The 12,734-nt window shown below is 76.0% G+C and carries 14 protein-coding genes and 1 tRNA gene; 10 read left to right on the forward strand and 5 right to left on the reverse strand.

The annotated features are described in order from the left end of the window. The 3 genes from rpmF to A2CP1_RS14825 all read right to left on the reverse strand — a co-directional run bounded on the left by rpmF (position 1) and on the right by A2CP1_RS14825 (position 1,607). Positions 1-180: a 50S ribosomal protein L32 gene (gene rpmF, locus A2CP1_RS14815; RefSeq protein ID WP_011421804.1), complete on the reverse strand. Its 180-nt coding sequence runs from the start codon at positions 178-180 to the stop codon at positions 1-3. Positions 181-219: 39 nt separating this feature from the next. Continuing rightward, complete coding sequence (locus A2CP1_RS14820) at positions 220-780, reverse strand: YceD family protein (protein WP_012526845.1); 561 nt, start codon at positions 778-780, stop codon at positions 220-222. Positions 781-959: 179 nt separating this feature from the next. Beyond that, positions 960-1,607 carry a response regulator gene (locus tag A2CP1_RS14825; RefSeq protein ID WP_012526846.1) on the reverse strand — a complete coding sequence of 216 codons (648 nt, stop codon included), beginning with the start codon at positions 1,605-1,607 and terminating at the stop codon, positions 960-962. A gap of 221 nt (positions 1,608-1,828) precedes the next feature. On the opposite strand from A2CP1_RS14825, the gene A2CP1_RS14830 reads away from it, so the two are divergent. After that, positions 1,829-3,946 (forward strand): hypothetical protein, encoded by a 2,118-nt coding sequence (locus tag A2CP1_RS14830; protein ID WP_012634012.1) that lies wholly within the window; start codon positions 1,829-1,831, stop codon positions 3,944-3,946. Between the two features lie 294 nt (positions 3,947-4,240). On the opposite strand, the gene A2CP1_RS14835 is transcribed toward A2CP1_RS14830, so the two are convergent. Then, positions 4,241-4,489, reverse strand: coding sequence for a hypothetical protein (locus A2CP1_RS14835; RefSeq protein ID WP_012526848.1), 249 nt, complete (start codon positions 4,487-4,489; stop codon positions 4,241-4,243). Between the two features lie 2 nt (positions 4,490-4,491). Beyond that, positions 4,492-5,169: a NapC/NirT family cytochrome c gene (locus tag A2CP1_RS14840; RefSeq protein ID WP_012634013.1), complete on the reverse strand. Its 678-nt coding sequence runs from the start codon at positions 5,167-5,169 to the stop codon at positions 4,492-4,494. 229 nt (positions 5,170-5,398) lie between these two features. On the opposite strand from A2CP1_RS14840, the gene A2CP1_RS14845 reads away from it, so the two are divergent. The 9 genes from A2CP1_RS14845 to A2CP1_RS14885 all read left to right on the forward strand — a co-directional run bounded on the left by A2CP1_RS14845 (position 5,399) and on the right by A2CP1_RS14885 (position 12,700). Then, positions 5,399-5,472 (forward strand) — tRNA-Arg (locus A2CP1_RS14845). A gap of 130 nt (positions 5,473-5,602) precedes the next feature. After that, the gene (locus A2CP1_RS14850) at positions 5,603-5,791 is read left to right on the forward strand and encodes a hypothetical protein (RefSeq protein WP_012526850.1); all 189 of its coding nucleotides are present in this window, start codon (positions 5,603-5,605) and stop codon (positions 5,789-5,791) included. Next, positions 5,791-6,102 carry a GIY-YIG nuclease family protein gene (locus tag A2CP1_RS14855; protein WP_012526851.1) on the forward strand — a complete coding sequence of 104 codons (312 nt, stop codon included), beginning with the start codon at positions 5,791-5,793 and terminating at the stop codon, positions 6,100-6,102. The genes A2CP1_RS14850 and A2CP1_RS14855 overlap by 1 nt, the downstream gene beginning before the upstream one ends. 9 nt (positions 6,103-6,111) lie before the next feature. Continuing rightward, positions 6,112-6,882, forward strand: coding sequence for an SDR family NAD(P)-dependent oxidoreductase (locus tag A2CP1_RS14860; RefSeq protein ID WP_012634014.1), 771 nt, complete (start codon positions 6,112-6,114; stop codon positions 6,880-6,882). Positions 6,883-6,998: 116 nt separating this feature from the next. Beyond that, entirely contained in the window at positions 6,999-8,195 is a 1,197-nt protein-coding gene (locus A2CP1_RS14865) for a polysaccharide deacetylase family protein (RefSeq protein ID WP_012634015.1), read from the forward strand. After that, complete coding sequence (locus A2CP1_RS14870) at positions 8,196-9,263, forward strand: glycosyltransferase (protein ID WP_012634016.1); 1,068 nt, start codon at positions 8,196-8,198, stop codon at positions 9,261-9,263. It abuts the gene before it with no gap. A gap of 97 nt (positions 9,264-9,360) precedes the next feature. Next, on the forward strand, positions 9,361-10,488 hold the full coding sequence (locus A2CP1_RS14875; RefSeq protein ID WP_012634017.1) for a Gfo/Idh/MocA family protein: 1,128 nt from the start codon (positions 9,361-9,363) through the stop codon (positions 10,486-10,488). Beyond that, positions 10,485-11,564 (forward strand): NAD-dependent epimerase/dehydratase family protein, encoded by a 1,080-nt coding sequence (locus tag A2CP1_RS14880; protein ID WP_012634018.1) that lies wholly within the window; start codon positions 10,485-10,487, stop codon positions 11,562-11,564. The genes A2CP1_RS14875 and A2CP1_RS14880 overlap by 4 nt, the downstream gene beginning before the upstream one ends. Beyond that, the gene (locus A2CP1_RS14885) at positions 11,561-12,700 is read left to right on the forward strand and encodes a glycosyltransferase (RefSeq protein WP_012634019.1); all 1,140 of its coding nucleotides are present in this window, start codon (positions 11,561-11,563) and stop codon (positions 12,698-12,700) included. The genes A2CP1_RS14880 and A2CP1_RS14885 overlap by 4 nt, the downstream gene beginning before the upstream one ends. The last annotated feature ends 34 nt before the right edge of the window (positions 12,701-12,734 follow it).

Consider the following 12,734-nt stretch of genomic DNA (forward strand, 5'->3'; position numbering starts at 1 on the left):
CTATGACGCCTCGGTGATCTGCTCGCCCTTGTACGTCCCGCAGGACGGGCACGCGCGGTGCGGGAGCACGGGCTCCTTGCACTTCGGGCACTTCACCACGTTGACCGGCTTCAGCTTGAAGTTCGCGGCGCGGCGCCGATCGCGCCGCATGCTGCTCGTCCGCTTCTTGGGAACGCCCACGTCGTGCTCCTTCCGCGCGCCGCAGCCGCGGCGCGCTCACTACAGCTTCACGTTCTTGAGGCCCGCCCAGCGCGGGTCCGGAACGTGGCGATCGCAGCCGCACTCGCGATCGTTCAGGTTGGCCCCGCACACGGGGCAGAGTCCCTTGCAGTCGTCCTTGCACACCGGATAGCCCGGCACGGCCAGGAGCAGCTGCTCGCGGAGGATCGGGTCGAGGTCGACGACCTTGCCCGTGTAGACCTCCTCGTCCGCCCGCTCGGCCTCGAAGCTGCCGCCGATCGGGCCGGTGCTCGAGTCATGCTCGCCTCGGGGCTCGTCCACGTACTCGTCCGAGGGGACGAGCGTCAACTCGAAATCCACCGGCTGGTCCAGCGACACCGGCTGGAGGCACCGGCCGCAGGGCACCGTCAGCTCCGCCCTGCCGTGCGCATCGACCCGCACCCTTCGATCGATCTTCTCCAGCTTCGCGTCGACGTGGAGCGGACCGCGCGCGCGGTAGCCGGCCTTGTCGCCTTGCAGGATGTCGTCCACCTGCTCGCGGGCGACGTCCCAGCTCCGGCGGAGGCCTGCCTCCTTGATTTCATCAATGTTGACGCGCATTTATACAGCTTTCCGAGGCGAAAAAGGGCCTCATTATAGGGGTCGATCCCGCGAAGTCAAGGCGCGCCGGGCCGTTGCCCGCGCGCGCCGGACTTCCCAGGGATGTAAGCCTCCTCGACCCCGGGAGGGACCCGGGCCTCGAGGCGGCCCCTCGCGACCCCGCGAGGCGGCGCCGGCGCCTAGGGCTTCACGAGCCCGCGCGCGACCGCGAGCAGCGCGGCCTCGGCCTTCGTCGAGACGTCCATCTTCTCGTAGATGCGCTTCACGTACGTCTGGACGGTGCCCTCGGCGATGCCGAGGGCCGTGGCCACGTCCGCGTAGGTGTGGCCGTGCACCAGCAGCTGCAGCACCTCGAGCTCGCGCTTCGAGAGCGCCGGGCCGTCCTTCGCGCGCTGGTCCGGCGGATCGCCGCGGAACTCCTGCAGCAGGACCTTCGCCGCGCGCGGGCTGATGGGCGCGGCCTCGCCGGAGAGCACGTCCTCCACCGCCTTGGTGAGATCCGCCGCGTGGAAGGGCTTCAGGATGTAGCCCGACGCGCCGGCCCGCATCGCGTTCAGCACGCGCGCGGGGATGTCCACCGCGGTGAGCGCGATGCACGCCGTCTTGGGCAGCTCCTGCCGGATGGTGGCGATGACGTCCTCGCCGCTCATCTTCGGCAGGCCGAGGTCCACCAGGGCGACGTCCGGCCGCTCGCGCCGGGCCAGGGCCACGCCGTCCTCGCCCGTCGCCGCGGTCCCGCACACCTCGAATCCGTGCGAGGTCAAGACCTGGGCGATGAGCTTCGACACCGCCTCGTCGTCCTCGACCGCGATGGCCCGGATTGCCATGAAGCGCGCCCCCCTGGGGAGTACCTACGCACCCCCGTAAAATCGCAGCCATTCGTACCAGCCCGGGGCAGGGAGGGTCAAGGATGCGCGCCCCCCGCCGGACGGTATGTGGGCGCGCACAGTGCGCACCGGCGCGCACAGCAAACCCCTGGTAGACGCAAGGCGTTCTGGGGTAACTGCTCGCTGTCCCGCTCGTCGGGGACACGAGGAGCCAACCGACCATGCCCACCCGCCCCGCCCGCCTCCGGCTCGCGTTCACCCTCTCCCTGCTCGCCGCGGTCGCGGCGTGCTCCAGCGGAGGGGGTGGCGGATCGGGACCGATCGATCCGCCGCCGCCCGCCTGCAGGCCCCAGAACGGCGCGTGCACCACGCAGTCGGACTGCTGCACCGGCCTGACCTGCTTCGGCGCGACCGGCAGCGCGACCTGCATCCAGGAGGCGCTCTGCGCGCCGGACGGCGGGGCCTGCGGCGCCGGGAAGCCGTGCTGCACGGGCTTCTGCGAGGGCGGCACCTGCACCCAGGGCTCCACCACGTGCAAGGCCGACGGCAGCGCGTGCGGCTCCGCCGCGGAGTGCTGCTCGCCGACCTGCGCCCCGCCGGCCGGCGGCGGCCAGGCGGTGTGCGGCACGAGCGAGTTCTGCGCGCCCGCCGGCGAGGCCTGCAGCGCGGCCGCCGATTGCTGCTCGCTGAACTGCGTGGGCGGGCTCTGCCGCAACGAGCCGTGCAAGCAGATCGGCAGCGCGTGCTCGAGCGAGTCGGAGTGCTGCTCCGGCACCGGCACCTGCAACGCCCTGCAGTCCGGCAGCTGCGTGGCGGTGCCGAGCGGCGGCACCGGCGCCTCCTGCCGCACGCTCGGCGAGGCCTGCTCCCAGCCCTACGACTGCTGCTCCACCAACTGCCAGGGCGGCGCCTGCGTCCCCGCGTACTCGTGCAGCGCCTACGGCGATCTCTGCTACCAGGGCACCGACTGCTGCTCCGGCCTGTGTGACACCAGCGCCGGCGCGCCGGGCCGCTGCGTCGATCCGCCGGGTGGCTGCGTCCAGGGCGGCAACCCCTGCGCCGGGCCGTCCAACTGCTGCTCGCGCCTGTGCGTGGATCCGGGCAGCGGCGCCAAGGTCTGCCAGCCCGCCGGCGGCTGCCGCATGACCGGCGACTTCTGCGACTCCACCGACGCCTGCTGCAACATCAACGGCACGGTCGACCCGTCGAAGGCGATCCTCTGCGACGGCGCCGAGCACACCTGCGACAACGGCGGCGGCTGCAACCCGCCGGGCAACATCTGCGGCGCCTCCACCGACGTGAACGCGTCGCAGAACTGCTGCATGCCGAGCACCTGGAACGGCAGCGGCAAGCCGGCCTGCAAGCCCGACTCGAACAACATCATGCGCTGCTACGGCGCGCCCCCCGGCGAGACCGGCTCCACCTGCCCGACCGGCTACGACGGCAGCGACCCGAAGTGCTGCATCCCGCAGGGCGACGTCTGCCAGTTCCGCGACCAGTGCTGCGGCCTGGCGCCGTGCGTGCCGGACGCGACCGGCGTGCTCCGCTGCGGCGGCGCGTGCGTCCCGACCACCGGGACCTGCACCAGCAACGCCGACTGCTGCACCGGGACCTGCACCTCGGGCAAGTGCGCGGCGGCCGCCTGCGGCGCGGTGGGCTCGACGTGCAGCGCCGACTCGCAGTGCTGCTCCGGCTTCTGCGACGCCGACAGCCACGCCTGCCAGCCGGTCTGCCAGCGGCAGAGCGAGGCCTGCACCGTGTCCGCCGACTGCTGCTCGGGCCTCTCCTGCGCCATCCCGCCCGGCGCCACGCACGGCGCCTGCGTCACCGACCAGAGCTCCTGCGCGGACCAGGGCCAGGCCTGCGGCACCGGCACCACCTGCTGCTCGGGGCTGACCTGCGGCGCGAACAACACCTGCCAGTCGGCCCAGACCTGCGTGGACGTCGGACAGGGCTGTGCCGTGGGCGGCACCGCGTGCTGCACCGGCCTCGCCTGCAAGACGCAGGGCGCGTCGGGCCAGGTGGACTGCGCGGCGGGCGACACCTCCTGCACCTGCGAGGTGCCGGCGGCGAGCTGCGGCCACTACGTCGAAGGCCAGCCGCTCCCGTCCTGCTCGCCCACGAACCCCTGCTGCCCGGGCGAGAACACCACCTGCCTGAACAGCGGGGTGCCGTGCACCACCGAGACCGGCTGCTTCTGCACGCCGCCGCAGAGCTGCGCCGACATCGGCGCGTCGTGCTCGCCCACGCAGACCTGCTGCACCGGGACCTGCGCCAAGGCCGGCTCGTTCGACCTCTGCGACGGGACGACGAGCTGCAGCTGCATCAACCCGGGCTAGCGGCTCGCCGGTCCCCGGACCGGACGTGAGAAGGCCCCGGCCGCCCGCGCAGGGCGCCGGGGCCTTCGGCGTTCCGGAACGACGCGCCGCCGCGCAGGGCCGCCCGGCAACGGTTGGCCCAGCGCGGCGCGGCAGGCGCGGCGCCAGCGGCGCGGGCACCGCCGCGGCGCGGCCCCACGGACATGGGCATCCGCCGCCGGGCAAGCGAAAGGCCCCGGGCGTCCTCGCCAGGACGCGCCGGGGCCTTCTCGAGCGCCGGGACGTGCGGGCCGCGCGGGGCCCCCTTCCCCTGCCCTACTGCTGCCCGCCGCCGCCGAGGCGGCTGCCCAGCTCCTCGTGCTCGCCCACGCCCTGGAGGTCGAGCGCGATGGCGAGCAGGTAGAGCGCGAGCGAGGTGGTGCCGAACAGCTGGCCGAGGCTCATCGCCGCGACGAGCAGGAACGGGTTCGGGAACACGATGCCCGCGATCATGAGCGCGAGCGAGACGAGCGACAGGACCGCCGAGACCAGCACCAGGCGGCGGATGGTGAACTTGGAGATCATCGCTACTCCCCCTTCTCGGTGGAGGCCGCGGGGCCGCGGCCGTTGCCGCCGTGCGCGAACGCGCGCGGGTGGACCTTCTCGCCGCCGTGGCAGTCCACGCACTTCGCGTCGCCCGAGCGGATCTCCTCGATCATGCCGGAGTGCTCCTCGTTCGCGAGCCACCTCGGCGCGGTGGTGGAGTGGCAGCGGGTGCACATGCCGTTCTGGAACGACTTGTACATGTGGATCTTCGGCCCGCCCTCGCCGTACGGCCCGGTGTTCGCGTACTCGGTCACGTAGAAGTACAGGTGCTTCAGGCCGTTCAGCTTCGTCGTCATCGCGCCGAACATCTGGTAGTCGGCGTGGCACGTGTAGCAGCTCTCCTCGCCGAACGCGTGGTTGCGGCTGTGGATCGCGGCGAGGCTGGTGGACGCCGGGTCCGCCGCGTCCTCGGTGTACGGCAGCATCACGTGGCACGAGCCGCAGAACGGACGCTTCAGCGTGTACTCGAAGCCGGCGATGTTGCCGGTGAGCGCGACGCCGATGGGCATGACGCCGAGCCCGAAGAGGAGCAGGACCTTGGTCGCCCGGTTGAGGGGCGGCCGGCGGACCAGGTACCAGGCGAGGATGAGGACCGCGATGGCCGCGGCGACCAGGGCGGTGGCCTTGAGCAGCTGCTCGAGCGTGTTTATCTGGGGCACGTTTGGGTGCCTAGCATGTGCGACCGGATGCCTCAACCCCTAGATGCGCGCTGGCGCACATGCGCCTGGGCGCGCAGGGGGCTTCCCGGTGGTGTCCCCGCGACCCACCGGATTCGCGCAGGGTGAACGGCGCCGGCGTGTCGCCGGCCGCGGCGCGCCCGCCGGAGCGCCGAAGGCCCGCGAACCTTCTTGCCTTTCGGGAAGGCCTGCACTAGATACCGCCCCTCGAGCGCGATTAGCTCAGATGGATAGAGCGTCGGCCTCCGGAGCCGAAGGCCACAGGTTCGAATCCTGTATCGCGCGCATCCCGAGCCCCGGTCCTGGCACTCCAGGGCCGGGGCTTTCTCGTGGCGCGGCTCACTGGGCGTCCGCCCGGGTTCGCGCTACTTTCTGGTCGCTCGCCGATCCGTCGCGGGCCGAGAGGTGGAACGAGATGCCGGTCAGCAAGAAGCGGAAGAAGGGCGGGAAGCCGGTCCAGCGGACCGCGCCGCCCGAGCAGCACCCCGAGCACGCGCACGGGCCCGAGGGCGCGCCCGCGGCCCCGCAGCCGCGAACCGCCGGCCGCCCCTCCAACCCCTTCGTCGCCCAGCAGACGCGGCGCGCCTCGCAGCGCGGCCGGTAGTGCCGACCGCGCGGCCGGGACGCGGCCGCGCCGCGGAGGCGGCGCGCTGGTGGGTCTACCTGCTGCGCTGCGGCGACGGCTCGCTCTACGCCGGCGCCACGAACGACCTCGCCGCGCGGGTGGCCCGCCACGCGGCCGGGCGCGGGGCCCGGTACACGCGCTCGCGCCTGCCGGTGGAGCTGGCCTGGCGCGAGCGCGCGGCGGATCGCGGCGCGGCGCTGCGGCGGGAGGCGGCGCTGAAGCGGCTGCGCCGGGCCGAGAAGCTCGCCCTGGTGGAGCGCGCGGCCGCGAGGCGGCGCCGGCGGCGGTAGCATCCGCGCATGGACCTCGGGCTCGACGGCAAGGTCGCGGTCGTCACCGGCGGCAGCCGCGGCATCGGCCGCGCCATCGCGCTCGCGCTGGCGCGGGAGGGCGCGCGGGTGGCGGTGGGCGCGCGCGGCGCGGAGGCGCTCGCCGACGTGCGCGCCGCGCTCCAGGAGGCGAGCCCCGGCCCGCACCTGACCGTGGCCGCCGATCTCGTCACCGCGGGAGGCGTGGACCGGCTGGTGGGCGAGGCCGTCTCCGCGCTGGGCGGCCTGGACGTGCTCGTCAACAACGTGGGCGGCTCGGGCGCGCGCAGCGTCGCCGACGCCGACGAGGCCGACCTCCGCGCGGTGCTCGACCGCAACCTGTTCCCCGCGCTCCGCGCCAGCCTCCGGGCCATCCCGGAGCTGCGGCGGCGCGGCGGCGGGTCGATCGTGATGATCACGTCGATCTGGGGGCGAGAGGCCGGCGGCGGCCCGTCGTACAACGCCGCCAAGGCGGCCGAGCAGAGCCTGGCGAAGTCGCTCGGGCGCGAGCTCGCGGCCGACGGCATCCGCGTGAACTCGGTCGCTCCGGGGTCGATCGCGTTCCCCGGCGGCGGGTGGGAGCGGCGCCGGCAGGCGGACCCGGAGGGCATCGCCGAGTTCGTGCGGCGGGAGATCCCGGGCGGACGCTTCGGCACGCCGGAGGAGGTCGCGGCGGTGGTCGCGTTCCTGGCCTCGCCGCGCGCGAGCTGGGTGAACGGGGCGTGCTGGGTCGTGGACGGCGGGCAGTCCCGCAGCTTCTGACGTCCGGTGCTGCCGCACGCGCCCCGGGCGGCAGTGCCCCCGGACGCAGCGCACCCGCCGGGACCGGCGCTCGCCATCGGAGCGCGTGCACACCTTCTCGCCGAGGAGGAGGGGGCATGCCGGAACGGGCCGACTTCAGTGCGCGCTGGATCCTGAAGCGGGCCGCGAAGGCGGCCGTGGCGGGGGCACTCACCGCGGCGGGGATCCACCACGCGGTGCGGCTGGTCCGGCGGCGCCAGGCCGGCGGCTCCCGCGTGCTCATCCTCTCGTACCACCGCGTGACCCCGGACTTCGGCGCCGAGTCCAGGCAGACGCTCGCCTCGCTGCTCGTCTCGACCGACACCCTCCGCCGCCAGCTGGAGCACGTGGGGAGGCGGAACGAGATCGTCTCGCTCGCCGACGCGCGCCGCATCCTGGCGGAGCCCGCGGGCGGGCGCCGCTCCGACGTCGTGGCGGTGACGATCGACGACGGCTACGCCGACGTGGCGCAGCACGCGCTGCCCGTGCTGCGCGCGCTGCGCGTCCCGGCGACCGTGTTCGTGCCGACCGGCTACGTCGGCACGGCGCGCCGCCTCCCGCACGACCGGCTCCACGCGGCGCTCACCGCGCTGGCGCGGCGGCGCATCCCGTTCGAGCGCGCCGGCCTCCAGCCCCCGCTCCAGACGTTGCTCTCCGCCTGCGCCGAGGGCGGGCCGGCCGCCACGCTCGACCGGCTCATCGCGCGCCTCCCGCACGAGCGGCTGGTGGCGCTGGCCGCCGCGCTGGAGCGCATGCTCGGCACCGCCGAGCAGGACCTCCCGGCCTCGACGCGCCTCATGACCTGGGACGAGGTGCGCGCGCTCGACGCCGCCGGCGTGGACGTGGGCGGCCACACCGTGAACCACGCGGTGCTCGCGAACCTGCCGCTCGCCGAGGCCCGCCGCGAGCTGGCCGGCTGCCGCGACCAGCTGGCCGAGCGGGTCGGCCGGGCGCCGCGCCACTTCGCCTACCCCAACGGCTACTACACGCCGGCGGTCCAGCGCGCCGTGGCCGAGGTGGGCTTCGAGGCGGCGGTGACCATCGAGGACGAGGAGAACCGGCACGGCGGCTCGCCGTACGGGCTGAAGCGCAAGGTGCTCTGGGAGAACACCACGCTCGGCGCGGTCGGCTGGAGCGGCGTGGTGGCGACCTGCAACCTCGGCGGCGTGTTCGCGACGCTGGGGCTGGCGCGGCCGGTCCCCGGGGAGCGGCCGGATCCCCCCGCCGAGCCCGCGGCGCGGACCGCGCGCACCCAGGCCGGGGAGGCGCCCGCAGGCGCGCGGGCGGTGAGCTGAGTGCGGCTGGCGCTCGTCGGGAACTGGCCGCGGCCGTACGGCGGCGTGGCGGTGCACGTGGCGGCGCTGGCCCGCGCGGCCCGCGCGCGCGGCGTCGACGTGCAAGTGCTCGACATCGGCCGGGGCGACCACTCCGGCGACGGCGTCCGGCCGGCGCGCGGCGCGCTCCGGTACGCCGCCGCGCTCGGCGGCGCCGCGGCGGAGGGCCGGCTGCTGCACGTGCACACCAGCGGCGCGAACGTGAAGAGCTGGCTGGTGGCCCTGGCCGCCTCGCGCGCGCGCCGCGGCGCCGCGCCGCTCGGCGTGCTCACGCTGCACTCCGGCTCGGCCCCCGCGTGGCTGCGGGGCGGCCCGGCGCGGCGCGCGCTCGCCGCGGCGGCCTGCGCCGGCTTCGGGCGGATCCTGGCGGTGAACGAGGAGATCGCGGGCGCGCTCGGCGCGAGCGGCGTGCCGCGGGCGCGCATCGCGGTCGTGCCCCCCTACTCCCCCGCGCTGCTCGAGCCGCGCCGGCCGCCGCCGGGCCTCGCCGCGTTCCGGGCCGGACACGCGCCGCTCGTCGCCGCCGCGCTCCCGCCCGGGCGGATCTACGGCGCCGACCTGCTCCTGCCCGCGTTCCGCGCGCTGCGGGCGCGGCACCCGGGCGCCGGCCTGGTCGCGTTCGGCGAGGGCACCGAGGCGCTCGGCGAGGACGCCGTGCTCGGCCTCGGCGAGCTCGACCACCCCGCCGCGCTGGCGGTGCTGGAGGCCGCGGACGTGTTCGCCCGCCCCACCCGCGCGGACGGCGACGCGGTGACGGTGCGGGAGGCGCTCGCGCTCGGCCGCATGGTGGTCGCGAGCGCCGTGGGCCACCGGCCGGCGGGCTGCCTGCTGTTTCCGGCCGGCGACGCCGCCGCCCTGGCGGCGCGGCTGGAGGACGCGGCGGGCGCCCGCCCGCCCGCCCGCCCGCCCGCCCGCCCGCCCGCCCGCCCGCGCGACGACGACCCGTTCGACGCCATCCTCGCCATCTACCGGGTGCTGTGGACGGGCGCGCGCGGCGCGCCGCGCGAGGCGGCCGCCCCGGCGCGGTGATCCCGCGCGGCGGATGCCCCGCCGCGGCGCTGGCCGGGCCGAGGCGCGGTGAGGACCTCGAAGACGGCCGCCCCGCGCGGCCAGGGGAAAGGGGACGATGGCGGAACGAGATGGGGCCGCGGTGCGGGTGGCGGTGATCGGGTGCGGGCAGATCGCCGACGCGCACCTGGCGCAGGTGCGCCGGGCCGGCGCCGAGGTGGTGGCGGTCTGCGACGCGACCCGGCACATGGCGGAGCAGGCCGCGGCGCGGTGGCGCGTGCCGGCGTTCTACGAGGGGCCCGACGCGGTGGACGCGATGCTGGCGGAGGCGCGTCCGGAGGTGGTGCACGTCACCACTCCGCCCGCGAGCCACCTCGCGCTCGCCACCCGCGCGCTCGCCGCGGGCGCGCACGTGTACGTGGAGAAGCCGGTCACGGTGGACGCGGTCGAGGCGGTCGCGCTGGAGCAGGCGGCGGCCCGGCACGGCCGCCTGGCGTGCGCCGGCCACAACCTCCTGTTCGATCCGGTGATCCAGCGGCTCCGCGCGCTGGTGGAGGCGGGCGCGCTCGGCGAGGTGGTCCACGCGGACGCGGTGATGGGCTACGACCTCGCGGGCCCGTTCGGCGCGCTGCTCACCGCGGAGCCCGGCCACTGGATCCACCGCCTCCCCGCCGGCCTGGCGCACAACAACCTCTCGCACCCGCTCTCGCTCGTGCTGCCGCTCCTCGGCCCGGGCACGCCCGCGGTCGCGCACGCGCTCGGGCGCCGGCTGCGCCCGGAGCGCTTCGGCGACGCGCGCGACGCGTTCCACGACGAGCTGCGGATCCTGCTCGAGGGCCCGCGCGCCACCGCGTCGGTGCTCTTCTCCTGCCGCATCCGGCCCGCGCAGCTCGCGCTCACCGTGTACGGCACGCGGCGGGCCGTGCACGTCTCCCTGGACGCGCGCACGCTGCGCGTGGTGGAGGGCTCCCACCTGCCCGGCCCGTTCCAGAAGGTGGACTGGGCCCGGCGCGACGCCTCGGCCGCCGGGGCGGAGCTCCTGCGGCGCAGCGCCGACCTCGCGCTCGCGCGGCTGCACTACTTCGAGGGCATGCACCGGCTCTTCGCGGCCTTCTACCGGGCGGCGCGGACCGGCGGCCCCGCCCCCGTTCCGCTCGCGGACGCGCGCGCGGTCGCCCAGGTGATCGACGCCGCGGCGGCGGCGTGCCGGCGGGCGGACGCCGCCGCGCAGGAGGCGTGCGCGTGAGGGCGGTCACCGGCGCGACCGGGTTCCTGGGGCGCGAGATCGTGCGGAGCCTGCTGCGGCAGGGGGTGGATCGGATCCGCTGCCTGGTGCGGCCCGGCACCGCGGCGGCGCGGGTGGAGGTCCCGGACGCCGAGGCGCGGGGGGCGGTCGTCGAGGTGGTCCCTTGCCGGCTCGACGACCCCGCCGCGCTCCGCCAGGCGCTCGCGGGGGTGCGGGTCCTCTACCACGCCGCCGCCGCGAAGAAGGGCGCGCCCGCGGCCCTGGTGCAGGCCACCGTGGTCGCCTCCGACCACGTGTTCCGCGCCGCGCTGGAGACGCGGGTCGAGCGGGTGGTGCTGGTGAGCTCGTTCGGCGCCATGGGCGTCGCGGCGCTGCCGAGGGGCGCGCTGGTGGATGAGGACGCGCCGCTCGAGCCCGCGCCGGAGGCGCGCGACGCGTACTCGTTCGCCAAGCAGCGGCAGGAGGCGCTGGCGTGGCGGTACGCGCGCCGCGACGGCTTGCCGCTCGCGGTGATCCGGCCCGGCGTCATCATCGGCGCCGGCCAGGAGATCCTCGGGACGCGGATCGGCCTGCCGGTGCTCGGCCTGTACCTGCACCTCGGGGGCCGCAACCCGGTCCCGCTCACGTGGGTCGAGAACTGCGCCGACGCCGTCGCGCTGGCCGGCACCGCCCTGGGGGCCGAGGGCCGCGCGCTGTGCGTGGTGGACGACGACCTCCCGACCGCGGGGGCGCTGCTCGACCGCTACCGGCGCGAGGTGGCGCCGCTGCGGGTCGTGCGGGTGCCGTACCCGCTGCTGCGCCTGCTCGCGCACGCCAACGACTGGTACGCGGAGCGGACCCGGGGGCACCTCCCCGCCCTGCTGACGCCGTACAAGGTCGCGAGCACCTGGAAGCGCCAGCGCTTCTCGAACGCACGCGCCCGCGCCGTGCTCGGCTGGTCGCCGCGCGTCCCCATGCGCGAGGCGCTCGATCGCACCTTCGCCGCGCTCGCCGCCGCGCCGGGTCGGCCGGTGCCGCTCGCGCGCCCGGGCGCGGGCGGCGCGCGCGCCGCGGCGGCGGCGGAGGTGGCGCCGTGAGCGCGGCGAAGGTGCTCGTGTTCCAGAACCGCTTCCTGATCGGCGGACAGGAGCGGCAGACGGTCCTGAACGTCCAGACCATGGACCGGGGCCGCTGGGAGCCGGTGGTCGCGTGCCTGCACCTCGAGGGCGAGCACCTCGACGACCTGGCGCGCGAGGGCATCCGGCCGGTGCTGTTCGACGTGGGGCGGCGGATGCTCCGGCCCAACACCGCCTGGCAGGTCTCGCGCATCGCCCGCTTCGTGCGCGAGCAGGGCATCGCGCTGGTGCACGCGCAGGACATCTACACGAACGTGCTGGGCTCGCTCGCCGCGCGGCTGGCCGGCGTGCCCGTGATCGTGACGCGGGTGGACCTCGGGCACCACATCACCGGTTACCGCCGCCCGCTCACCCGCCTCGCCTGCCTCCGCGCCGACCGCGTGCTCGTGAACGCGATGTGCATCCGCGACCTCGTGATCCGCGAGGGCGTCGAGCCGGACCGCGTGGCGGTGGTGCGCAACGGCGTGGACCTCCGCGCGCTCGACCGCGCCGCGCGCGAGCTGCCCGACCCCGGGCTGCCCGAGGGCGCCTGGATCGCGAACGTCGCGAACATGCACCATCCGGTGAAGGGCCAGACCGACCTGCTGGTCGCGTTCCGGGAGGTGCTCCGCGAGCACCCGACCGCGCGGCTCGCGCTGGTGGGCGACGGGGTGCGGCGGCCGCTGCTGGAGCGGCTCGCGGGCCAGCTCGGCGTCGCCGCGCGGGTCCACTTCCTCGGCTTCCGCCGCGACGCGCCCGCCGTGCTCGCGCGCTGCGCCGCCGCCGCGTCCTCCAGCCACGCCGAGGGGATCTCGAACGCGATCCTGGAGGCCATGGCCCTGCGCCTGCCGGTGGTCGCCACCGCCGTGGGCGGCTCGCCGGAGCTGGTGCGCGACGGGACGACCGGCTGGCTCGTGCCGCCCGGCTCGCCGGGCGCGCTGGCGCGCCGCCTCTGCGACGCGCTCGCGGACGGGGAGCGCGCCCGGCGGATGGGCGCGCGCGGGCGGGCGCTGGTGGAGCGCGAGTTCGAGGTCGGGCAGATGCGGCTCGGCTACGACGCGCTCTACGACGAGCTGGCCGGCTGGCGCGTCCCCCGCCTGATCGCCGGCAGCGCGTGAGCCCCGGAGCGCCGAGGGCCCGGGCGCGCCCGGC

Origin of the sequence: Anaeromyxobacter dehalogenans 2CP-1, assembly GCF_000022145.1 — a bacterium.
Taxonomy (GTDB): domain Bacteria; phylum Myxococcota; class Myxococcia; order Myxococcales; family Anaeromyxobacteraceae; genus Anaeromyxobacter; species Anaeromyxobacter dehalogenans.

Excerpts from the sequence above, each read along its gene's own strand:
- A2CP1_RS14825 (WP_012526846.1), bottom strand. The coding sequence starts at position 1,607 with ATGGCAATCCGGGCCATCGCGGTCGAGGACGACGAGGCGGTGTCGAAG.
- A2CP1_RS14860 (WP_012634014.1), top strand. The coding sequence starts at position 6,112 with ATGGACCTCGGGCTCGACGGCAAGGTCGCGGTCGTCACCGGCGGCAGC.
- A2CP1_RS14850 (WP_012526850.1), top strand. The coding sequence starts at position 5,603 with ATGCCGGTCAGCAAGAAGCGGAAGAAGGGCGGGAAGCCGGTCCAGCGG.
- A2CP1_RS14835 (WP_012526848.1), bottom strand. The coding sequence starts at position 4,489 with ATGATCTCCAAGTTCACCATCCGCCGCCTGGTGCTGGTCTCGGCGGTC.
- A2CP1_RS14865 (WP_012634015.1), top strand. The coding sequence starts at position 6,999 with ATGCCGGAACGGGCCGACTTCAGTGCGCGCTGGATCCTGAAGCGGGCC.
- A2CP1_RS14875 (WP_012634017.1), top strand. The coding sequence starts at position 9,361 with ATGGCGGAACGAGATGGGGCCGCGGTGCGGGTGGCGGTGATCGGGTGC.
- A2CP1_RS14830 (WP_012634012.1), top strand. The coding sequence starts at position 1,829 with ATGCCCACCCGCCCCGCCCGCCTCCGGCTCGCGTTCACCCTCTCCCTG.
- A2CP1_RS14820 (WP_012526845.1), bottom strand. The coding sequence starts at position 780 with ATGCGCGTCAACATTGATGAAATCAAGGAGGCAGGCCTCCGCCGGAGC.